Annotated in this window: 22 protein-coding genes; 11 read left to right on the top strand and 11 right to left on the bottom strand. The window is 68.8% G+C overall.

What is annotated here, in order from left to right:
- Positions 1-16 precede the first annotated feature (16 nt).
- Complete coding sequence (locus tag ACUWEX_RS05720) at positions 17-1,600, top strand: DEAD/DEAH box helicase (protein ID WP_445997608.1); 1,584 nt, start codon at positions 17-19, stop codon at positions 1,598-1,600.
- Between the two features lie 228 nt (positions 1,601-1,828).
- On the opposite strand, the gene ACUWEX_RS05715 is transcribed toward ACUWEX_RS05720, so the two are convergent.
- The gene (locus tag ACUWEX_RS05715) at positions 1,829-2,698 is read right to left on the bottom strand and encodes a PHP domain-containing protein (protein ID WP_445997384.1); all 870 of its coding nucleotides are present in this window, start codon (positions 2,696-2,698) and stop codon (positions 1,829-1,831) included.
- Positions 2,699-2,760: 62 nt separating this feature from the next.
- Here ACUWEX_RS05715 and ACUWEX_RS05710 point away from each other — a divergent pair, with 62 nt between their 5' ends.
- Together ACUWEX_RS05710 and ACUWEX_RS05705 are read left to right on the top strand one after the other, a co-directional pair.
- A complete protein-coding gene (locus ACUWEX_RS05710; protein WP_445997383.1) occupies positions 2,761-3,840 on the top strand; it encodes an endonuclease/exonuclease/phosphatase family protein in 1,080 nt (359 codons plus the stop codon).
- A gap of 58 nt (positions 3,841-3,898) precedes the next feature.
- A complete protein-coding gene (locus ACUWEX_RS05705) occupies positions 3,899-5,359 on the top strand; it encodes an aminopeptidase P family protein (protein ID WP_445997382.1) in 1,461 nt (486 codons plus the stop codon).
- 88 nt (positions 5,360-5,447) lie between these two features.
- Here the strand turns inward: ACUWEX_RS05705 and ACUWEX_RS05700 are convergent, their stop codons facing one another.
- Positions 5,448-5,975, bottom strand: coding sequence for a general stress protein (locus ACUWEX_RS05700; protein ID WP_445997381.1), 528 nt, complete (start codon positions 5,973-5,975; stop codon positions 5,448-5,450).
- 67 nt (positions 5,976-6,042) lie between these two features.
- Between ACUWEX_RS05700 and ACUWEX_RS05695 the strand changes: the two genes are divergently transcribed.
- From ACUWEX_RS05695 to ACUWEX_RS05685, 3 genes are read left to right on the top strand one after another with little or no spacing between them, the layout of a single operon-like run.
- Positions 6,043-7,329: a magnesium transporter MgtE N-terminal domain-containing protein gene (locus tag ACUWEX_RS05695; RefSeq protein WP_079727229.1), complete on the top strand. Its 1,287-nt coding sequence runs from the start codon at positions 6,043-6,045 to the stop codon at positions 7,327-7,329.
- A 1-nt stretch (position 7,330) separates the two neighbouring features.
- The gene (locus ACUWEX_RS05690) at positions 7,331-7,864 is read left to right on the top strand and encodes a DUF1003 domain-containing protein (protein WP_445997607.1); all 534 of its coding nucleotides are present in this window, start codon (positions 7,331-7,333) and stop codon (positions 7,862-7,864) included.
- Entirely contained in the window at positions 7,851-9,041 is a 1,191-nt protein-coding gene (locus ACUWEX_RS05685) for an Mrp/NBP35 family ATP-binding protein (protein ID WP_445997380.1), read from the top strand. Before ACUWEX_RS05690 ends, ACUWEX_RS05685 begins: the two co-directional genes overlap by 14 nt.
- Before the next feature lie 30 nt (positions 9,042-9,071).
- Here ACUWEX_RS05685 and ACUWEX_RS05680 read toward each other — a convergent pair whose 3' ends face one another.
- Positions 9,072-9,503 carry a Sec-independent protein translocase TatB gene (locus tag ACUWEX_RS05680; RefSeq protein ID WP_445997379.1) on the bottom strand — a complete coding sequence of 144 codons (432 nt, stop codon included), beginning with the start codon at positions 9,501-9,503 and terminating at the stop codon, positions 9,072-9,074.
- 82 nt (positions 9,504-9,585) lie between these two features.
- Between ACUWEX_RS05680 and ACUWEX_RS05675 the strand changes: the two genes are divergently transcribed.
- On the top strand, positions 9,586-10,215 hold the full coding sequence (locus ACUWEX_RS05675; RefSeq protein ID WP_077053564.1) for an O-methyltransferase: 630 nt from the start codon (positions 9,586-9,588) through the stop codon (positions 10,213-10,215).
- A gap of 82 nt (positions 10,216-10,297) precedes the next feature.
- On the opposite strand, the gene ACUWEX_RS05670 is transcribed toward ACUWEX_RS05675, so the two are convergent.
- The 3 genes from ACUWEX_RS05670 to dapE all read right to left on the bottom strand — a co-directional run bounded on the left by ACUWEX_RS05670 (position 10,298) and on the right by dapE (position 12,892).
- On the bottom strand, positions 10,298-10,471 hold the full coding sequence (locus ACUWEX_RS05670) for a DUF3117 domain-containing protein (protein WP_079727226.1): 174 nt from the start codon (positions 10,469-10,471) through the stop codon (positions 10,298-10,300).
- A gap of 103 nt (positions 10,472-10,574) precedes the next feature.
- A complete protein-coding gene (locus ACUWEX_RS05665; protein WP_445997378.1) occupies positions 10,575-11,750 on the bottom strand; it encodes a hypothetical protein in 1,176 nt (391 codons plus the stop codon).
- Entirely contained in the window at positions 11,747-12,892 is a 1,146-nt protein-coding gene (gene dapE / locus ACUWEX_RS05660) for a succinyl-diaminopimelate desuccinylase (RefSeq protein WP_445997377.1), read from the bottom strand. Before dapE ends, ACUWEX_RS05665 begins: the two co-directional genes overlap by 4 nt.
- Positions 12,893-12,975: 83 nt before the next feature.
- On the opposite strand from dapE, the gene dapD reads away from it, so the two are divergent.
- Positions 12,976-13,965: a 2,3,4,5-tetrahydropyridine-2,6-dicarboxylate N-succinyltransferase gene (gene dapD / locus ACUWEX_RS05655; protein WP_079727225.1), complete on the top strand. Its 990-nt coding sequence runs from the start codon at positions 12,976-12,978 to the stop codon at positions 13,963-13,965.
- Positions 13,966-14,049: 84 nt separating this feature from the next.
- Here the strand turns inward: dapD and ACUWEX_RS05650 are convergent, their stop codons facing one another.
- From ACUWEX_RS05650 to ACUWEX_RS05635, 4 genes are all read right to left on the bottom strand, one after another.
- Positions 14,050-15,357 carry a citrate synthase gene (locus ACUWEX_RS05650; protein WP_143785336.1) on the bottom strand — a complete coding sequence of 436 codons (1,308 nt, stop codon included), beginning with the start codon at positions 15,355-15,357 and terminating at the stop codon, positions 14,050-14,052.
- A gap of 143 nt (positions 15,358-15,500) precedes the next feature.
- Positions 15,501-16,610 carry a succinyldiaminopimelate transaminase gene (gene dapC / locus ACUWEX_RS05645; RefSeq protein WP_079727223.1) on the bottom strand — a complete coding sequence of 370 codons (1,110 nt, stop codon included), beginning with the start codon at positions 16,608-16,610 and terminating at the stop codon, positions 15,501-15,503.
- A gap of 3 nt (positions 16,611-16,613) precedes the next feature.
- Positions 16,614-16,931, bottom strand: a complete 318-nt coding sequence (fdxA, locus tag ACUWEX_RS05640; protein WP_077053570.1) for a ferredoxin — start codon at positions 16,929-16,931, stop codon at positions 16,614-16,616.
- 37 nt (positions 16,932-16,968) lie between these two features.
- On the bottom strand, positions 16,969-17,565 hold the full coding sequence (locus ACUWEX_RS05635; protein ID WP_445997376.1) for a hypothetical protein: 597 nt from the start codon (positions 17,563-17,565) through the stop codon (positions 16,969-16,971).
- Between the two features lie 142 nt (positions 17,566-17,707).
- Here ACUWEX_RS05635 and efeU point away from each other — a divergent pair, with 142 nt between their 5' ends.
- From efeU to efeB, 3 genes are all read left to right on the top strand, one after another.
- On the top strand, positions 17,708-18,667 hold the full coding sequence (gene efeU / locus ACUWEX_RS05630) for an iron uptake transporter permease EfeU (RefSeq protein ID WP_445997375.1): 960 nt from the start codon (positions 17,708-17,710) through the stop codon (positions 18,665-18,667).
- Entirely contained in the window at positions 18,664-19,842 is a 1,179-nt protein-coding gene (gene efeO, locus ACUWEX_RS05625) for an iron uptake system protein EfeO (RefSeq protein ID WP_445997374.1), read from the top strand. Before efeU ends, efeO begins: the two co-directional genes overlap by 4 nt.
- Positions 19,843-19,961: 119 nt before the next feature.
- Positions 19,962-21,290 carry an iron uptake transporter deferrochelatase/peroxidase subunit gene (gene efeB, locus ACUWEX_RS05620; RefSeq protein WP_445997606.1) on the top strand — a complete coding sequence of 443 codons (1,329 nt, stop codon included), beginning with the start codon at positions 19,962-19,964 and terminating at the stop codon, positions 21,288-21,290.
- Here efeB and ACUWEX_RS05615 read toward each other — a convergent pair.
- Positions 21,287-21,568 carry a hypothetical protein gene (locus ACUWEX_RS05615; protein WP_445997373.1) on the bottom strand — a complete coding sequence of 94 codons (282 nt, stop codon included), beginning with the start codon at positions 21,566-21,568 and terminating at the stop codon, positions 21,287-21,289. The genes efeB and ACUWEX_RS05615 overlap by 4 nt on opposite strands.
- Positions 21,569-21,690 lie beyond the last annotated feature (122 nt).

The raw sequence follows: 21,690 nt of genomic DNA, 5'->3' as shown, positions 1-21,690 counted from the left end.
GACTGACAGGCGAATAATCGTGACTTTTTCCGATCTCGGTGTCGACCAAGACCTGGTCGACGCACTTGCATCCAAGGGCATCCTCGAGCCCTTCCCCATCCAGGAGCAGACCATCCCCCTCGGGCTGGCCGGCCAGGACATCATCGGCCAGGCCAAGACGGGAACGGGTAAGACCTTCGGTTTCGGTCTGCCGCTGATCCAGCGTCTCGGGCTCGACCCGGCCCCGGGCGTGCAGGCGCTCATCGTGGTGCCGACGCGTGAACTCGCCGTCCAGGTGACCGAGGACATCGAGCTCGCGGCATCCAACCGCAAGACCGCCATCGTCTCCATCTATGGCGGCAAGGCCTATGAGGGCCAGATCGAGCAGTTGCGGGCGGGCGCACAGATCGTCGTCGGAACCCCCGGCCGCCTCATCGACCTCAACAACCAGCGCCTGCTCGACCTGAGCAACGTGCGCGAGATGGTGCTCGACGAGGCCGACAAGATGCTCGACCTCGGCTTCCTCGCCGATATCGAGAAGCTCTTCTCGAAGACTCCCGAGAGCCGCCACACCATGCTCTTCTCGGCCACCATGCCGGGCCCGATCGTCGCCCTGGCGCGCCGCTTCATGACGAAGCCCATCCACATTCGCGCGACCGACCCCGACGAGGGTCTCACGCAGGCCAACATCAAGCACCTCATCTACCGCGCGCACTCGCTCGACAAGGACGAGGTCATCGCCCGCATCCTGCAGGCCGAGGGTCGCGGCAAGACCGTCGTGTTCACGCGCACCAAGCGCGCGGCAGCCAAGCTCGTCGAAGAGCTCAACGACCGGGGCTTCAACGCCGCGGCCGTGCACGGTGACCTCAACCAGGAGCAGCGCGAGCGAGCCATGGCCGCGTTCAAGGCCGGTAAGCGAGACATCCTCATTGCTACGGATGTCGCGGCGCGCGGTATCGACGTCGACGATGTCACCCACGTGATCAACCACACCATCCCCGAAGACGAAAAGACCTACCTGCACCGCGTGGGTCGCACGGGCCGCGCCGGCAAGACCGGTATCGCCGTCACCTTCGTCGACTGGGACGACCTGCACAAGTGGGCTCTCATCAACCGCGCACTCGAGTTCGGCCAGCCCGAGCCCACCGAGACTTACTCGTCGTCGCCGCACCTCTTCACCGACCTCGACATCCCGGCCGGCACCAAGGGCCGCCTGAAGCCCGCCGCCGAGGTGGCACGTCCCCCGCGTTCGGCCACGGCCTCGGGTCAGTCGGGTTCGGGTCGCGGCGGTTCCGAGCGTTCGGGTTCCGACCGTTCGGGTTCCGACCGTTCACGCGGTGGAGACTCCGCTCGCGGCGAGGGTGGCTCGAGCCGTCCGCCGCGCACGCGCAACCGCCGTCGGGGCGAAGGCACGGGCAGCGAGTCCGAGGCGACGACGTCGGGCGCCACGGCATCCACCACGTCGGATGTCGCGGCCACCGATGCGGCGGGCTCGACCTCGTCCGATCAGGCCCCCGTGGCCGCCGGCACGCACGACGGTCAGGGTGCCGAGCACCACGACGGAAACAGCGCGCCGCGCCGCCGCAACCGCTCGCGTCGCCGCGGCCCCAAGCCCGAATAACCCCGGTTCGGTCGGCGCCCTCCGCGCCGGCAAAACCTGAGAAGCGCTCGACGTCTGCGGATGTCGGGCGCTTCTCGCTTCTCCCATATCGAATCGACATGGCAGGGCCGCTCAGGAGGCCGCGCGGCCCCGGGCACGTCCAACCTCAAGCCGAGCACCACGCTCTCGCACCTCGCTCTCGCATCTCGAAGGCGAGCGAAGAACCGGCCGGGCCAGAGCGGCGCCGCTCTACGGCCGCACGGGCTCCCAGCCGGTCGCCTCGTCGGCGATGGCCTGAACGACCTCGGGGGCCGTCGTGTTCTCGCCCAGGCGGTTGGGCTTGCCCGAGCCGTGGTAATCGCTCGAACCCGTGATGCGCAGACCATACGTCTCGGCCAGCTCGTGCAGGCGCACGCGGCCGTCGGGCGTGTTTTCCCGGTGATCGATCTCGAGCCCGAACAGGCCGGCTTCGGCGAGCGCCGCCATGTACTCCTCGTCGAGCACGTTGTCGCGCCCGCGCGTGGCGGGGTGCGCGATCACGGGGATGCCGCCTGCCGCGCGCACGAGCCGCACGCCGTCGAGTGTCTCGGGGGCGTAATGCGGCAGGTAGTACCCGGTGGCCGGGTGCAGGATTCCCGCGAAGGCTTCGCTGCGTGTGGGCACGAACCCGCGGGCCACGAGGGCGTCGGCGATATGCGGCCGCCCGATGGTGGTGCCCGGGGTGGTCTGCTCGACGACATCCGCCCACGTGAGGTCGTAGTCGGCCGACAGCTTCTGCACGATGGTCTCGGCGCGCGTCAACCGGGACTGCCTGATGCGCGCGGTCTCTTCGACGAGGTCGCCGTTGGTGGGGTCGAAGAGGTAGGCGAGCAGGTGCACGCTCCGCCATCCGTGGCGCGTGCTCAGCTCCATGCCCGGGATGAGCGTGACGCCGTTCTCGACGGCCGCCTCGGATGCTTCGTGCCACCCCGCCGTGGAATCGTGATCGGTGAGCGCCACCGTGCCGAGACCGGCCTCACGAGCGGCCCGCACGAGCTGGCTGGGCGTCTCGGTGCCGTCGGAGACCCGCGAGTGGGTGTGCAGATCGGCGGGTGCGGGGAAACCGGCCTCTGCAGTCATCCCCCCAGTCTATTGCGCCGTGCGCGGAGGTTTCTCAGGAGCGGCTGGCTAGGGTGATGGCGATGTTCAAGTTCCTGGGTGCACTCGTCACCATCGCTGTCGCCGTCGGCCTGCTCGTGCTCGCGTGGCCGCAGTTCTTCGGGTTCCAGGACACGTTCCTGATCGCCCAGGCCGTGGCCTTGCGCGGGGCTCTCGTGGTTGCGGGGCTCGTCGCGCTCGTCCTGTGCCTGCTGCTGGCCCTGGCTCGGCCCCTGCGTGCCTTCGCGGGCACCCTCGCCGTGCTCTTCGCCCTGTTCACCGTCGCCAACGTCGCGATCATCGGGGTTCGCGGCATTACGGGCACCGAGGGCACGGCGGCGCCCGCGGCATCCGATGCGCCAGCCACCAATACCCCGGCCGATGCGAACGCCACCACCGCGAACGGGCAGGACATCACGGTGCTGTCATGGAACACCCTGGGCGACGCGCCGGGTTCCGACAGGATCGCCCAGCTCGCGATCGAGTCGCGCGCCAACGTCATCGTGTTGCCCGAGACCACCGAGGCGACGGGTGTCGAGGTGGCCCTGCAGATGCGCGCGGCCGGCCTGCCCATGTGGGTCAAGACCGTGGCGTTCGACCAGATCTCCCCCGCACGCTCGACCACCCTGCTCATCAGCCCGAGCCTCGGCGATTACGACACCGTCACGAGCAACGAGAATCGCGCCGAGAACACGGCCGTGCTGCCCACCGTCATCGCCACGCCCTCGGATGGTGTCGGCCCCACGATCGTGGCCGCCCACGCCGTCTCCCCTTCCCAGGCCCAGATGCAGAACTGGCGCACCGACCTGCAGTGGCTGGCGCGCCAGTGCGCGAGCGACGACGTCATCATGGCGGGCGACTTCAACGCCACGATCGACCACATGGCGGGCCTCGGCACGGGCGACGGCACGACTCTCGGCCAGTGCACGGATGCCGCCTCCGCAGCGGGTGCCGCCGGGCTCGGAACCTGGCCCACCGACGCCCCGGCCCTCCTCGGCTCCCCCATCGACCACGTCATGGCGGGCTCGAAGTGGACCGTCACGGGAATCCGCGTCGTGACCGACCTCGATGGCACGGGCAGCGACCACCGACCCGTCGTCGCGACGCTGTCCCCCGCCTCCTGAGAGTGCTGCTCAGGCATCCCCTCATCTCTGGTGCCTCGGGTGGTGGGAGAATGGACGGATGAGCCATTCGACTGACACCGCGCACGCCGACTCCGTGCACACCGAGACCGTGCACACCGAGACCGCCGATGAGCGCGTGAGCACCGAGCAGCCCGAGGGCACCGAGAATCGCTCCACGACGCCGTCGTCGAACCAGTTCCAGCAGTTCATCGGCTCGGAGTGGGCCGAGCGCGTCGACGAGCTTCCCGCTCCCCGCGAGCAGGCCCCCTTCGCGGCGCGCCGCCGTGCCACGCTCTCGGCGGCATTCCCCGGCCAGCGCCTCGTCGTGCCCGCCGGTTCGCCCAAGCAGCGCTCGAACGACACCGACTATCCCTTCCGCGCACACACGGTCTTCACCTATCTGACCGGATGGGGCAGCGACAGCGAGCCCGACGCCGTGCTCGTGTTCGAGCCCGCGGGCGACACCCACGAGGTCACGCTCTACTTCCGCGAGCGCGCCGACCGCACGAGCCCCGAGTTCTACGCCAACTCGGCTATCGGTGAATTCTGGATCGGTGCGCGGCCCTCGCTCGCCCAGGTCGCCGCCGATCTCGGCATCGAGACCGCGCACCTCGACGAGTTCCAGGCCACGGCCATCGACCGCACCGTCGAGGAGGACGCTGAGCTCACGCAGTTCGCGTCGGAGATGCGCCTCGTCAAGGACGCGTACGAGATCGAGCAGATGCGACAGGCCGTCGACGCCACGCAGCGCGGTTTCGACGACGTCATCGCCGACTTCGGCCGCATCACGCAGCACGAGCGCGGCGAGCGCCTGGTCGAGGGGGTCTTCTACACCCGGGCCCGCGCCGACGGCAACGCCGTGGGTTACGACACGATCGCGGCATCCGGGCCCCACGCCTGCATCCTGCACTGGACGCGCAATGACGGCCCCGTCACACCCGGCGACCTCATGCTGCTCGACGCGGGTGTCGAACTCGACAGCCTCTACACGGCCGACATCACGCGCACCCTGCCCGCCAACGGAACCTTCACCGACGTGCAGCGCGCGGTCTACGAGGCCGTGCGCGAGGCAGCGGATGCCGCGTTCCAGATCGTCAAGCCCGGCATCACGTTCCGCGACGTGCACGCCGAGGCCATGCGGGTCATCGCTCAGAAGACGGCCGAGTGGGGCTTCCTGCCCGTCAGCGCCGACGAGTCGATGCAGCCCGACAACCAGTACCACCGCCGCTACATGGTGCACGGTACCAGCCACCACCTCGGCATCGACGTGCACGACTGCGCGCAGGCCCGCCGCGAGATGTACCACGACGGCATCGTGAAAGAGGGCATGGTGTTCACGATCGAGCCCGGCCTCTACTTCCAGCCCGACGACCTGACCGTGGCACCCGAGTTCCGCGGCATCGGCGTGCGCATCGAGGACGACATCCTCGTGACCGCCGACGGCGCCGAGAACCTGTCGGCCGGCATCCCCCGCACGGCCGACGACGTCGAAGCGTGGATCGCGCGCCTCAACGGCTAGAACGCATCAACGCACAGATCGCATTAACGCCGAGAGGCCGACATCCGCAGTGGATGTCGGCCTCTCGGCGTGTGGGGCGCAGCTCGGGTTAGGAGGGCCCCTGGCCCGCCTGCCGGTCGCCAGACCCCTCGGGCTGGCTCAAGATGTTGCGCGCGCGGTTCGCCAGCTCGGGCGCCACGATCACGGTGTAGCTGGTGGCGAGCACCTGCATGACCGACGTGAAGTCGCGGCGACGGCGGTTGAGCGAATAGGTGACGATGGTGAACATCATGCCGAAGGCCGCACCGATGAGGATGGCCGCGCCGACGAACGCCAGGCTCGACGCCGGGTTGACGATCACGAGCAGCAGGCCGAAGAAGAGTCCGAGCCAGGCGCCGCTCAGGGCTCCGCCGCCGGCCGCGCGGCCATAGCTCAGCTTGCCCGTGACGCGCTCGACGCTCTTCAAACCGTCGCCCACGATCGACAGCTGTTTGACGGGGAAATCGGCGCCCGCGAGGCGATCGACCGCCTGCTGCGCGGCCTCGTAGGTCTCAAAGCTCGCCACGGTCTCGCCGCGGGGAATCTGCCCGTCGAATCCGGCTCGACCGCCGGCACGTCCTGGTTGTTGTGTGCTCACCCCCTCATCTTCTCAGACCCGTCTGTGCGGGGCATCCGGCCATGGGTGGGGCGACTAGATTAGAGGGGTGAGTACCACGAGGATTTTCGTCGCCCGCCTGGCCGGGTGCATCGTGTTCGACCCCGCGGGCGACCGCGTGGGCAAGGTTCGCGACGTCCTGGTGGTCTACCGAAAAAACGACCCGCCCCGCGTGGTCGGCCTGCTCGTCGAGATTCCGGGCAAGCGGCGCGTGTTCGTGTCCATCGGGCGCGTCACCTCCATCGCATCCGGTCAGATCATCACGACGGGCCTCATCAACGTGCGCCGTTTCGAGCAGCGGGGCGGCGAGGTGCGCGTGATCGCCGAACTGCTCGGCCGCAAGGTGCTCTTCACCGACAAGCCCGGCGAGGCGACCATCGAAGACGTCGCCATCGAAGAATCGGCGCCCGGCGAGTGGGCCGTGAGCCAGTACTTCGTGCGCCAGCCGAAGGCGTCGTCGTCGCCGTTCGCCAAGGGTGCCACCTCGTTCGTCACGTGGCGCGAGATCCGCGAGAAGCCGCAGGGCGGCGAGGCCCAGTCGGCCGAACAGCTCATCGCCACCTACAGCGACCTGAAGCCGGCCGACCTCGCCAACACGCTGCTCGACCTGCCGCGCGACCGCATGATCGAGGTCGCCGAGGAGCTCTCTGACGACCGCCTCGCCGACGCGCTCGAAGAGATGCCCGAAAAAGACCAGGTGCAGATCCTCGGCCAGCTCGACGACGACCGCGCCGCCGATGTGCTCGACCACATGCAGCCGGATGACGCGGCCGACCTCATCGCGCAACTCCCCGAAGAGCGCGGCGAACACCTGCTCGAGCTCATGGAGCCCGAAGAGGCCGAAGACGTGCGCATGCTCCTGAGCTTCGCGCCCGACACCGCCGGCGGTCTCATGACCACCGAGCCCATCATCCTGTCGGCCGACTCGACCGTGGCCGAGGCCCTCGCCATGATCCGTCGCGCCGACCTCGCCCCCGCGCTCGGCGCCGCCGTGTGCATCACACTGCCGCCGTATGAACCCCCGACCGGCCGTTTTCTCGGCATGGTGCACTTCCAGCGCATGCTGCGCTACCCGCCGCACGAGCGCCTCGGGTCGATCATGGACCAGAGCCTCGACCCGGCCACCCCCGAGACCTCGGCCGCCGAGGTGTCGCGCATCCTCGCGAGCTACGACCTCGTGTCGGTGCCCGTGGTCGACGAGAAACACCGCCTCGTCGGGGTGGTGACGATCGACGACGTGCTCGACTATCTGCTGCCGAACGACTGGCGTTCCCACGCCGACGACGATGGCCGCGCCCGCCGCACCCCCGCCGTGAGGAGGAACCTCCGTGGCTAAGATCCGCCGCACCGACAACAGCCGCCTCGACGCGCCCAAGGGCCTGCGCCCCTCGGTGCTGCCCGCCCGCAACCGCGAATCGCGCGACCGCTTCGGCCGCGCCACCGAGTGGGTCGCGCGCGCCATGGGCACGCCGTGGTTCCTGCTCATCCTCACGTTCTTCTGCCTCGTGTGGATCGGCTACAACACGTGGGGCCCCGAGAACTTCCGCTTCGACTCGGCGGCGCTCGGCTTCACCGCGTTGACCCTCATCCTGTCGCTGCAGGCGTCCTACGCCGCGCCCCTCATCCTGCTCGCGCAGAACCGTCAGGACGACCGCGACCGCGTGCAGATCGAGCAGGACCGCCAGCGCGCCGAGCGCAACCTCGCCGACACCGAATACCTCGCGCGCGAGGTCGTCGCGCTGCGCCTAGCGATGAAGGACATGGTGTCGAAGGAGTTCATCCGGCAGGAGCTGCGCTCGCTGCTCGAGGAGCTCGAGAAGGATCGACCGGAGCACGAACAGACGGGAACCGCCGGCGATGGCGGGCGCTGACCCGAGCGCCGCCCAGCCCGACGACGCGCTGCAGGACTCCCCCGTGGCGGCACTCATCCGCCGGGCACTCGACGGCGTCATCGACCCCGAGATTCGCAAACCCATCACCGAGCTCGACATGGTGGGCGACATCCTTGTGGGCGAGGCGGGCGAGGCCGATGTGGCGATCAAGCTCACGATCGTCGGATGCCCCGCCGCAACGGCCATCGAGCGCGACGTCACCGCGGCCGTCGCCGGCGTGCCCGGCGTCACCGAGGCCCGTATCGCCGTCGGAGTCATGACCCCCGCCGAGCGACGCGCCCTCACCGAGAAGTTGCGCGGAGACGGTGCCCGCCGCGAGATGCCCTTCGGCCCCGGCACCCTCACGCGCGTCATCGCCGTCACGAGCGGCAAGGGCGGCGTGGGCAAGTCGACGCTCACGGCCAACCTCGCGGCCGAGCTGGCGGCGCGGGGCCTGCGCGTGGGCGTGGTCGATGCCGATGTGCACGGTTTCAGCATCCCCGGTGTGCTCGGGCTCGTCGATGCCTCGGGCCGGGCACCGCGCCCCACGCGCGTCGACGACATGATCCTGCCGCCCGTCGCCCACGGCGTGAAGGTTATCTCGATCGGCATGTTCGTCGACGACACCCAGGCGGCCGTCGCGTGGCGCGGACCCATGCTGCACCGCACCATCGGCCAGTTCCTCACAGACGTCTACTTCGGCGATCTCGACGTGCTGCTGCTCGACCTACCTCCCGGCACGGGCGATGTCGCCATCTCGATCGGGCAGCTGCTGCCCAACGCCGAGGTGCTCGTCGTGACCACGCCCCAACCGGCCGCCGCGGATGTCGCGGAGCGCAGTGGCGTCGTCGCGCGCCAGACCGGCCAGCGCGTCGTCGGCGTCATCGAGAACATGTCGGGTCTGGCCCAGCCGGACGGCAGCGTGCTGCACCTCTTCGGCGAGGGCGGCGGCGCCCAGGTGGCCGAACGCCTCGGCGCATCGGTCGGCTCCCCCGTGCCGCTCCTGGCGCAGGTTCCGCTGAGCGTCGCGCTCCGCGAGGGTGGGGATGCCGGAGCCCCCGTCGTGCTCAGCGACCCGTCAGACCCGGCGAGCGTCGCCATCCGCGCCGCGGCGGATCAGCTGCTCGCGGTCGGCCGTGGCCTCGCGGGCCGCAAGCTCGGCTTCAGCACGCGATAGGTCCCCGGAGCGGGCCGCGCTGGCAGCGGCCTAGGTGGCCTCGCTGTCGAACGGTGGGGCTCCGACCGCTTCGCCACGCTGCAGGCGTCCGACGCGGTCACTGGCGGCTGCGAGCGCGGTGGCACGAGGGGCCGCAGAGGCGTTCATGGCCGGCGAGGTGGCGGCTCCGGCATCAGGTGCACTGAGCCGGGGTGGCGGTGCCGGGGTGTCTTCTTCGAGCAGGGCCTCGCGGATGATGCGCCGCGGGTCGTATTGCCGCGGGTCGAGCTTCTGCCAGTCGACGTCGTCGAACTCGGGGCCCATCTCGTCGCGCATGCGATCTTTCGCCCCGCGGGCCATATCGCGCACCGTGCGCACGAGCTTGGCGAACTGTGCGGCGTAGTGCGGCAACCGCTCGGGGCCCAGGATGAAGACGGCAATGACCCCGATGATGAGGAGCTTTTCGAAAGTCAGGCCGAACACAACATCAGACTACCGCGCCGCGCCTCACCGCCGGCCGCGAGTTCCCCCGATATCCTGACGTCAAACATCCCTGGGAGCAACCGTGTCAGAGCAAGATTCGAACTGGAAGTACGCCGACCAGATCGTCAACGAGGCCGAACCGATCGCGCGCGCCCGTCGGCACGCCCTCGAAATGGGAATCGAACCGATCTCGCCCGCCGTCGGTGCGCAGAGCGCCCTCATCGCGGCCGCCACGAACGCCCAGAACATCGTCGAGATCGGCACGGGCACCGGCGTGTCGGGCCTCTGGCTGCTGTCGGCGTCGCCGCGCGCCGTGCTGACCTCGATCGAGGCCGAGACCGAACTGCAATCGGTGGCCCGCCAGTCGTTCACCGACGCCGGCATCGCGCCTAACCGCGTGCGTCTCATCACGGGCCGCGCGCTCGATGTGCTGCCCCGCATGAACGAGAACTCCTATGACATCGTCTTCGTCGACGGCGACCCCGCCCAGGTGATCGAGAACGTCGAGCACGGCCTGCGTCTCGTGCGCCCCGGTGGAACGGTGCTCGTGCCGCGCGCCCTCTGGCGTGGACGCGTCTCCGACCCCGCCCAGCGTGACGAGGTCACCACGTCGTTCCGCACGCTCGTGCAGGAGATCGCCGCCTCCGACGCCGTCGTGGCCGCCCTCTCCCCCGTGGGCGACGGGCTGCTGCAGCTGACGACGCGCTACTGAACCCGACCGCACGGCGCCCTCGAGGCGTTTAACGAACGAAGGGCGAATGCTGATGCATCCGCCCTTCAATCGTTCGGGTTGATTAAGCTCCGGAAACTACTCCGGCCAGTGCGCCGTGCAACTCTTTCGCCTCGGCATCGTTCACCGAGACGACGAGTCGACCCCCACCTTCGAGCGGCACGCGCACAATGATGAGCCGACCCTCCTTAACAGCCTCCATTGGGCCGTCTCCGGTCCTTGGTTTCATCGCTGCCATGCGATCCCCTTTCGTGGCTAAGTACTCCCCATTATCCGCTGTCGAGCCGCCCTTTACGAAATCGCGCGACAGTAAACTACAGGTGTCGAGCGAGGGATGCTCGTTACGGCGGCGTCCAGTCGGCGCCGTTGACGCGCCAACACCACTCGAGCCAGACCCACTGGCCGGCCACGCTGAGGACGACGAGCGCCACCCGATAGACCTTGTTCTTGGGGATGGCGAGCGCACCCAGAAGGGGGAACATCGGCGCGAGCAGCCGGAACGTGCTCGACTGCGGGAAGAACACCGCGAGCAGGTAGAGCGCATAGCTCGCCAGCCACAACCGCAGGTCGACCCCGAGCCGCTTCACGAGCGGTGTGAACAGGATGAGCGCGAAGGCCAGCACGAGCGCGATCAGGAAGATCGTGCCGTAGACGGGCCCGAACCACCAGTGGAAGCCCTGGATCCACGGCGTGAAGGGCAGCAGCTCCTGATAGCCGATGTAGTCGGCGCGCCATGACAGCTCGGTCTGCGTATACGAATGGATGTCGCCCGTCGCGATTCCGGCAATGGCGGGCCAGGCGAACCCGGCCACGAGCGAAGCCAGGGTCGCCCCGACGGCCGCCGCGATCTGCCGGGGCGGAAACGGGTCGCGGCGACGCGTGAACCAGCGGTAGACGACGTGCAGCCCGAGGAACAGCGCGAACGCCAGCCCCGTCGGCCGCACGAACGACATCACGATCACGACCGGGATGAGCGCGACATACCGCCGCTCGAGGGTGAGGTAGAGGGCCAGCGCGATGAAGAAGAGCTGCATCGACTCGGCATAGCCCACCTGCAGCACGGGCGAGGCGGGTGCGACCGAGAAGAGCACGACAGCGAAGAGCGACGAACCGTGCCCCTGCACGCGGCGCATGAGCTTGTAGAACATGAGCGCCGCACCGAACCCGAAGGCGATGGCGATGACGAGGGATGCCGCGTTCCACTCGAGCCCGGTCACGGTCATGAGTCCGCGCACCGTGAAGGGGTACACCGGCATGAACGCCCACGCGTTCTGCTGCACGTGACCCTCGGCGCTCAGGGGCAGGACCGTCGGGTATCCCGAAAACGCGACGATGTTGTACCACCGGCTGTCCCACATGGTGGCGAAGGCGCCATAGTCGGGCGATGCGCCCGTCCACGCGTTCATGAGCTGCCCGCGGGCGAACCCCATCATGATGACGGTCGTGACGCCACGCGCGGCGGCGAAGATGAGAAGGACTTGCGCCCACCAGGGAAGGCGCGTCCAGCGTGCGATCACCGAACCGTCCCGGCATCGGCTTCGTCAGCCGCACCGACGGCCCGGGCCTCGCCGTCCGCCTGCAGCCACGACCGCAGCCCCACCTCGCAGTCGAGGATCTGCTGCACGGACACGCGCTCGTCATCGGCGTGAGCCTTCACCGGATCACCGGGGCCGTAGTTCACGGCGGGAACACCGAGGGCCGAGAACCGGGCCACGTCGGTCCACCCGTATTTGGGCTTCGGGGTGCCCCCGACGGCCTCGGCGAAGGCCCGCGCGAGCGGAGCGTCGAGCCCCGGCCGCGCCCCCTCGGCCCGGTCGACGACCGTGATGTCCCAGGCGCCGAACAGCTGCTCGAGGTGGGCGATCGCCTGATCGGCCGTCTTGTCGGGCGCGAAACGATAGTTGATGTGCACCATGCACTCGTCGGGGATGACGTTGCCGGCGATGCCGCCCGAGATGCCCACGGCGTTCAGGCCCTCGCGATAGATCAGCGAATCGACCTCCACCTGGGCGGCCTCGTAGCGCGACAACACGTCGAGCACGGGCCCGGCCGCGTGGATGGCGTTCGCCCCGACCCAGCTGCGGGCCGAATGCGCGCGGGTGCCAAACGTGCGCACCTCGATGCGGATGGTGCCATTGCATCCGCCCTCGATCTGGCTGTTGGAGGGCTCGCCCAGAATGGCGAAGTCGGCCTCGAAGAGATCGGGTCGCGCGGCGGCGAGGATGCCCAGGCCGTTGAGCTCGGAGGACACCTCCTCGTTCTCGTACCACATCCACGTGATGTCGACGCGGGGGTCGGTGAGTTCGACCGCGAGCTTCAGCTGCACGGCCACGCCCGACTTCATATCGACGGTGCCGCGGCCCCACAAATAGTCGACGCCGTCGATCTCTTCCCAGCGTGTCGGCAGATTGTCGTTGAGCGGAACCGTGTCGATGTGGCCCGCGATGACGACGCGCTCGGCGCGGCCCAACCGGGTGCGGGCGACGACGTTGTGACCGATGCGGATGACCTCGAGGTGCGGCAGCCCCGAGACGGCGGCCTCGATGGCATCCGCGAGGGCCCCCTCGTTGCCCGAGACCGACTCGATGTCGCAGATCTGCCGGGTGATCTCGGGGGTGGACTGGCTGAGGTCGAGCGAGGGCGTGGAGACGTCAGTCATGGCATCAGTTTAGGGCGAACCCGCACACCGATCCTGGGCGTCACACGCGAACCCGTGTCGGCACCATTCGCTAGCCTGGAGACATGACCAGCGCGCAGACCTCCCCCGCCGACGAGACCGCCCGACCGACATCCGCGTGGGGTTACGGCCTCGCCACCATCGCCGCCGACGGCACCGTGCTCGACACGTGGTTCCCCGAGCCGCAGCTCGGCCGCATTCCCGAGGGCCGGGAGCGCTGGATCGCCCCCGCCGAGATCGAGGCGCTGGCCGGCGACGACGAGCGCCGCAACGTGCGCGTCGACATCGTGACGGTCGAGATCGACCTCGATGCCGCCCCCGCCTCCACGCCCGACGCCTACCTGCGCCTGCACCTGCTCTCGCACACGCTCGTGGCGCCCAACACGCTGTCCCTCGACGGCATCTTCGGCCACCTGCCCATCGTCGTGTGGACGAACGCGGGCCCCGTGCACCCCGACGACTTCACGCGCCTGCGCCCGGCCCTGCAGCGCGCCGGCATCCACGCCACCGCGATCGACAAGTTCCCGCGCCTCATCGACTACGTCACGCCGCACGGCGTGCGCATCGCGGATGCCTCGCGCGTGCGTCTCGGCGCGCACCTCGCCCCCGGCACCACCGTCATGCACGAGGGTTTCGTCAACTTCAACGCCGGCACGCTCGGACAGTCCATGGTCGAGGGCCGCATCTCGCAGGGCGTGGTCGTGGGCAACGGGTCCGATATCGGCGGCGGCGCCTCCATCATGGGCACCCTCTCGGGCGGCGGCACGCAGCGCGTGTCGATCGGCGAGCGGGCGTTGCTCGGCGCCAACTCCGGCATCGGCATCTCGATCGGCGACGACAGTGTGGTCGAGGCGGGGCTCTATGTCACCGCCGGCACCAAGGTCGTCGTGCTCGACGGGCAGAAGACGGCCGACGGCACGCCGCGCACGGTGAAGGCCGTCGAGCTGTCGGGCGTGGCCGGGCTCCTGTTCCGCCGCAACTCGGTGACGGGCGCCGTCGAGGTGCTGCCGCGCACGGGTGCGGGCGTCGTGCTCAACGAGGCGCTGCACGCCTAACCGCTTCCGCAGCGAGCATCCCCCCAGACACACGAGAGCCCCGACCGGTCATCCGGTCGGGGCTCTCGTCGCGTTCGGGGCGTTCTACCGCTGCGGCAGGTCGCGCGCGCCCGAGCCGATGTATAGCTGCTGCGGGCGACCGATCTTCGTCTGCGGGTCGGTGTTCATCTCGCGCCAGTGCGCCACCCAGCCGGGCAGGCGGCCGATCGCGAAGAGCACCGTGAACATGCGCGTGGGGAAGCCCATGGCCTTGTAGATGACACCCGTGTAGAAGTCGACGTTGGGGTAGAGCTTGCGCTCCTTGAAGTAGTCGTCTTCGAGGGCGATCTGCTCGAGCTCTTTCGCGAGGTCGAGCAGCGGGTCGCTGATGCCGAGGGCCTGCAGCACCTCGTCGGCGCTCTCCTTGACGATCTTGGCGCGCGGGTCGTAGTTCTTGTAGACGCGGTGCCCGAAGCCCATGAGCTTCACGCCGTCTTCCTTGTTCTTGACGCGCTCGACGAAACGCTGAACGCTCTCACCCGAGTCGCGGATCTGCCCGAGCATCTGCAGCACGGCCTCGTTGGCGCCGCCGTGCAGCGGGCCCGACAGGGCGTTGATGCCCGCCGAGATGGACGCGTACAGGTTGGCACCCGTCGAGCCGACGAGACGCACGGTCGACGTGGACGCGTTCTGCTCGTGGTCGGCGTGCAGGATGAGCAGGCGGTCGAGCGCCTTCGAGAGCACGGGGTCGATCTCATACGGCTCGGCCATGGTGCCGAAGTTCAACTTGAGGAAGTTGTCGACGAAGTTGAGCGAGTTGTCGGGGTAGAGGAAAGCCTGGCCGAGCGACTTCTTGTGCGCGTAGGCCGCGATGATCGGCAGCTTGGCGAGCAGGCGGATGGTGGTCAGCTCGACCTGCTCGGGGTCGTTCGGGTTGGCACCGTTCTCGTAGAACGTCGACAGGGCCGACAGGGCGCTCGAGATGACCGACATCGGGTGCGCGGTGTGCGGCAGCGCCGAGAAGAACCGCTTGAGGTCCTCGTGCAGCAGCGTGTGGCGGCGGATCTTCTCGTCGAACTCGGCGAGCTGATCGGCGGTCGGAAGCTCACCGTAGATGAGCAACCACGAGACCTCGAGGTAGGTGGAGGACGAGGCGAGCTGCTCGATCGGGTACCCGCGGTAACGCAGGATGCCCTGCTCGCCGTCGATGTAGGTGATCTTCGACTTGGTGGCCGCGGTGTTGACGAACCCGTAGTCGAGAGCCGTGTAGCCCGTCTGCTTGGTGAGGCTCGAGACATCCAGGCTGGATGCGCCGTCTACCGACCGCACGAACGGGAACTCGGCCCGACCCCCCGGATAGGTGAGAAAGGCTTTCTCGGTCTCGTTCGGTGACTGCTGGTCGACGTCGCCCACGGCGCCTCCTTGACTTATGTGGCCTTCAGGATGCTGGCGGCGATCCGGTGGTGACCGTGCATCGCTGCCTTATACAGCCTAGACCGCCCGCGCCCCCACTGCGTCATCGTGCAACGATGCTGGGCATCGCCTGGAGGAAACCTCTAGGCGCTTGCGCTGAGCCGCTCTGCCGCCGCAGCGATGCGCTCGTCGGTGGCCGTGAGCGAGAGGCGCACGTGCTCCGGGTAGAACTCACCGTAGAAATGACCCGGTCCCGAAAGGATTCCGAGATCGGCCAGGCGTTCGATGCTCTGCCAGGCGTCGCGGCCTTCGGTGGCCCAGAGGTAGAGGCCGGCCTCGGAGCGATCGATGCGGAAGCCGGCGCGCTCGAGGGCGGGTCGCAGAATGTCGCGACGCACACGGTATCGCTCGCGCTGCTCGGCGACGTGCTCGTGATCGCCGAGCGCCGTCACCATGGCCTGCTGCAGGGGCGCGGGCAGCATGAGACCGGCGTGTTTGCGCACCGTGAGAAGGCGCGCGATGAGCGTGGCGCAGCCGGCCACGAAGGCGGCCCGATATCCGGCGAGGTTCGACTGCTTCGAGAGCGAGTAGACCGACAGCACGTTGCGGCGGTCGTCGCCGATCACGCGGGGGTCGAGAATCGAGGGGATGGCTTCGACATCCCACGGCGCGTCCCAGCCGAGCTCGGCATAGCACTCGTCGCTGACGATGGTGGCGCCCAGCTCGCGCGCACGCTCGACAGCCGCGCGCAGCTCGTCGACAGACAGCACGCGCCCGTCGGGGTTGCCGGGCGAGTTGAGCCACACGAGCTTGGTGTTCGCGGGCCACTCGGCGGGGTCGTCGGAGGGGAAGGCCTCGGCCCCGGCCAGCGCGGCACCGATGGCGTAGGTGGGGTAGGCGGCGCGGGGATGCACGATCACATCGCCTTCGCCCACCCCCAGCATGAACGGCAACAGCGCGACGAGCTCTTTCGAGCCGATCGTCGGGAGGACGTTGGCGGGTGTCAGCGTCGAGACCCCGCGACGCTCGGCATACCAGCCGACGATGGCGTCTTGCAGCGCCGGCGTTCCGGCCGTCGTGGGGTAGGCGTGTGCGTCGGTGGCGTCGGCCAGGGCCCGGCGAATGAGATCGGGGGTCGCATCCACCGGCGAACCGATGGAGAGATCGACGATGCCGTCGGAATGCTGTTTCGCCCGGGCCGCGAAGGGAGCCATCTGGTCCCACGGGTAGTCGGGCAGCGGCTGCAGCGCCATGGGTTAGGCCTGGGGAGGCAGCGCGGCGATCACGGGGTGGTCGTACTTGATGACGCCCACCTTGGCGGCTCCGCCGGGAGAACCGACCTCGTTGAAGAATTCGACGTTGGCCTTGTAGTAGTCGGCCCACTGGTCGGGCAGGTCGTCTTCGTAGTAGATGGCCTCGACGGGGCAGACCGGCTCGCACGCACCGCAGTCGACGCATTCGTCGGGGTGGATGTAGAGAGAGCGTTCACCCTCGTAGATGCAGTCGACGGGGCATTCATCGATGCACGCACGATCTTTTACATCCACACAGGGGAGGGCGATGACGTAGGTCACAGTACTGAGGGTCCCTTCGACGATGACTGGTTCAAGTCTAGGCGCTGTCGCGCGGGCCGAAAGCCGTCGGACGCGGCCCGGCGAGGTTCTGGCCGGGGATCTGGCTCGCGTTCTGGCCGAGGTGCTGAGCGGGGGTCGCGGTGGGGCGCCCGGCATTCTGGCCGAGGTTGCGCGGCCACGAGATGACGACGACCGCGATGAGGGCGGGAACGACCGACCAGACGATGCCCGTGAGGCCCTGCGGGATCAGCACCGAGCCGCCCGCGCTGCGGAAGGAGAACAGCACGATCATGCCGACGACGCCCACTGCCGACAGCACCGTGGCGACGCGATCCTCGAGCAGCAGGCGCACGCCCACGAAGAGCGCAGCCATGCCGATGAGCCCGAGCACGAGACCGACGGGCAACGCGGCCCCGAAGATGGTCACGGTGATCTGGTGCGCGACGGTGCCGACGGTGCCGAAGATGGCTCCGATGACGAGCGCGAGCACCCAGCCGAAGATGCGGCCGCCCGTGGTGACCTCGTCTCCGCTCTGCTCGACCGTGCCGGCATCCCCCATTTCGCGGGGGTTTCCGAACGCGAACCCCGCAGAATCGGGCGTCTGCGGCGAGGAAGAGGAGGGAGGAAAGGTCACCGGCCGATTGTAGCTGGACAGGATGGGAGTCCCGGGCTAGTGTTCAAGTCGGTAAGGCAAGGCTTACCTCTTCTCACTCCCCCGAGATCGGCCGCTTTCACCGGCGCAGCGTCGACCGTCTCCTGTCTCCACCGAAGGTACCGTGTTCGCGAACTATCTCATCGGGCTCCGCGAGGGCCTCGAAGCCGCACTCATCGTCGGCATCCTCATCGCTTATCTCGTCAAGATCGACCGCCGCGACCTGCTCCCCCGGGTCTGGATGGGCATCGGGCTGGCCGTGGCCGTCTCGCTCGGCGTGGGGGCAATCCTCACCTTCGGCGAATACGGGCTGTCGTTCCAAGCGCAGGAGATCATCGGCGGTGGCCTGTCGATCGTCGCCGTCGGGTTCGTCACCTGGATGGTCTTCTGGATGGGGCGCACCGCCAAGGACCTCAGCCGCAACCTGCGCTCGGGCATCGATCGCGCGGCCGAAGGAGCCGGCTGGGGCATTGTGCTCTTGGCGCTCCTGAGCGTCGGGCGCGAGGGCCTCGAGACGGCCCTGTTCGTCTGGTCGACGGTCGGGCCCAACGCCAGCGGCACCGAAGCTCTCGTGGGCGCTGTGCTCGGCATCCTCACCGCCATCGCGCTCGAGGTGCTGATCTACCGCGGGCTCATCAGCATCAACCTGTCGAAGTTCTTCACGTGGACCGGCTACGCGCTCATCGTCGTCGCCGCGGGCGTTCTGGCCTACGGCATCGGCGACCTGCAAGAGGCCGGGGTGCTGCCCGGGCATTCGGCCACGGCCTACGACATCTCGGCCGTCATCCCGCCCACCAGCTGGTACGGCGCGGTGCTCGGCGGCATCGTCAACTTCAACCCCGCGCCCACCGTGCTGCAGGTCGCGGGATGGCTGATCTACATGCTCGTGACCCTGCCGCTGTTCTGGCGGCTCACGCGCAAGAAACTCGGCCGCTCGGCCGCGGCACAGACATCCGCATCGGCGCCGTCTGCCACAGCCGCGTCTGCAGCCGCAGCAGCGTCGTCCCCGGCAACCGCCACCCCCTCGACATCCGGCCGCGCATCCGCATCGGCCAACACCCCCGCTCCAGGAGACATCGCATGAGAAAAACTCACCTCGCCCCCGCTGCCGTCGGAGGCGCCCTCACCCTTGCTGTGCTGCTCTCGGGCTGCGTGGCCAACAACCCCGCGTCGTCGGCGCTCACGGTCGACATCACGGATGACGGCTGCAACGTCTCGGCCGCCACCGCCGCCTCGGGCGCCGTGAAGTTCACCGCCAGCAACACGGGCACCCAGGTGAACGAGTTCTACATCCTGGCCGACGACAAGCTGCGCATCGTGGGCGAGAAGGAGAACATCACGCCCGGCGCGACCGTCGACTACGTGGCCCAGCTCTCCCCCGGCACCTACTACACCGAATGCAAGCTCGGCATGGTGGGCGCGGGCATCGGCACCTCGAAGTTCACCGTCACGGGCGACGAGGTGGCGCTCTCGGGCACCGACAAGGAACAGTCCGACACGGCCGTCACCAACTACGTCGCCTACATCAAAGAGCAGACGGATGGCCTCGTCACCAACGTCGCCGCCTTCACCGCGGCCTACGTCGCCGGCAACGACGACGAGGCGCGTGCCCTGTTCCCCACGGCCCGCACCAACTACGAGCGCATCGAGCCCACGGCCGAGGCGTTCGGCGACCTCGACCCCAAGATCGACTTCCGCGAGCCCATGGCCACGGAAGACGGCATCCCCTTCACCGGTTTCCACCGCATCGAGAAGGACCTCTGGGCCCCCGCGGGCTTCACGCCCAGCACGCCCGCCGAGCGCCAGGAGCTCGCCGACGGCCTGAACGCCAACGTCAAGCAGCTCTTCGACCTCGTGCGCGAGAAAGACTTCACGGTCTCGCTCTCGGACATCTCGAACGGCGCCATCGGCCTGCTAGAAGAGGTCGCCACCTCGAAGATCACGGGCGAAGAGGACGAGTTCAGCCACACCGACCTGTGGGACTTCCAGGCCAACGTCGAGGGCGCCTCGGTGGCCTACGGCAACGTGCGCGACATCGCCGTGTCGAAGGGTGACGATGGCAAGAAGCTCGTCGAGAAGATCGACAAGCAGTTCGACGCGCTGAACAAGCAGCTCGCCGCCTATGGCAGCCTCGACGCCGGCTTCGTCACCTACGACCAGCTGAGCACGCAGCAGGTGAAGGAGCTGTCCGACGGCATCAACGCGCTCTCCGAGCCGCTGTCGCAGCTCACCCACACGGTTCTCGGAATCGCCGAGTAATCTCGGGCGGGTCTCGTGGCGCCCAACGTTGCGAGACCCCCTCCCCCGTTCCACCCGGCCGGCCCTTCCCCAGCCCGCCTCCCCGAAAGAAGACGCCCGTGACGACCCCCGACGACCGGATGCCTGAGCAGCCCGACCAGCCGCACGCCTCCGTTCAGCCCGATCCTGCTTCGGACGGCCGTCCGAAGCGCACGCTCTCGCGACGCGGCCTCTTCGGGCTCGCCGGCGCGGCCGCGGGCGGACTCGTCGTGGGCGGCGCCGGAGCCACGGCCGTCGCCCAGGCGACCGCATCCGGCACATCCGGCGCAGCGGACTCCTACGCGTTCTTCGGCGCGAACCAGGCGGGCATCGTCACGCCCGCGCAAGACCGGCTGCACTTCGCGGCCTTCGACCTCAGTTCGACGGCGTCGCGCGAGGATGTCGTCGAGCTGCTGCAGGACTGGACGCTCGCCGCATCCCGCCTCACCCAGGGCCTCGACGTCAGCGAGGACGGAGCGGTCGGAGGCCCCTCCCTCGCGCCACCCGACGACACGGGCGAGGCGCTCGGGCTCCCCGCCGCTGGCCTCACCATCACGATCGGCTTCGGACCCACTCTCTTCACCTCGCGCGACGGCGTCGACCGCTTCGGCATCGCCGACAAGAGGCCCGCCGCCCTCGTCGACCTGCCGCACTTCTCGGGCGACACGCTCGACGACGCGCAGTCGGGCGGAGACCTCTGCATCCAGGCATGCGCCGACGACCCGCAGATCGCCGTCCACGCCATCCGCAACCTCTCACGCATCGCCTTCGGCCGCGCCTCGTTGCGCTGGTCGCAGCTCGGCTTCGGCCGCACCTCGTCGACCTCGACCGCGCAGGCCACCCCGCGCAACCTCTTCGGCTTCAAAGACGGCACGGCCAACATCAAGCTCGAGCAGCCCGAGATCGTCGACGACCAGGTCTGGGCACAGAAGACCGACGGCGCGAGCTGGATGGCGGGCGGCTCCTACCTCGTCAGCCGCAAGATCCGCATGCTCATCGAGAACTGGGACCGCGTGGCGCTCGGCGAGCAGGAGCGCGTCGTGGGCCGCGACAAGGGCGAGGGGGCACCGCTCTCGGGCGGCACCGAGTTCACCGAGATCGCGCTCGACAAGACCGGGGATGACGGTCGCTCCATCGATACGGCCGCTCACGTTCGCCTGGCACACCCCAGCCAGAACAAGGGCCAGCAACTGCTGCGCCGCGGGTACAACTTCGTCGACGGCAACGACGAGCTCGGGCGTCTCAACGCCGGACTCTTCTTCATCGCCTACCAGCGCGACCCGCGCACCCAGTTCATCCCCATCCAACGCCAGCTCTCGCAGAACGACCTCATGAACGAGTACATCAAACACGTCTCGTCGGGCATCTTCGCGGTGCCTCCGGGCGCGCGCAACGCCGACGACTACATCGGCTCGACGCTCTTCGGCTAGCGAGGCGAGCGGCTAAAACCCTCATCGCCCCGCGGGTCACCGTTCCACAGGTCGCCATCCCGCAGGTCACCTTCCCGCAGTTCCCACGGGGTGTCAGCGGCGGGCTCATACTCGTCGCGGCCGGCATCGGGGTCGTCGACCGGTTCGGCGCTGCGCCCGAACGCATCGATCTCTGCAGCGCGTCCCAGGCCCGCCAGCGCGGACGGCTTGCGTCCCGTCAGGCGAACCAGCGCGGCGCGAAAGCGCGTGATGAGCGGCGTGCGGTCGGATGCATCCACGGGGTCCGCCTTTCTCGTACAGGTCACGATAGCCGGGTCGAGGGCGCCCGTCGAGGCACGGAGAGCCACCCCGATCCGCTGGAGACATTGCGCACGCGTTAACGGCGGATGCCCCGGGCCGT

The organism is Okibacterium fritillariae (assembly GCF_052783725.1).
This window is presented reverse-complemented; position numbering and strand designations above follow the sequence as displayed.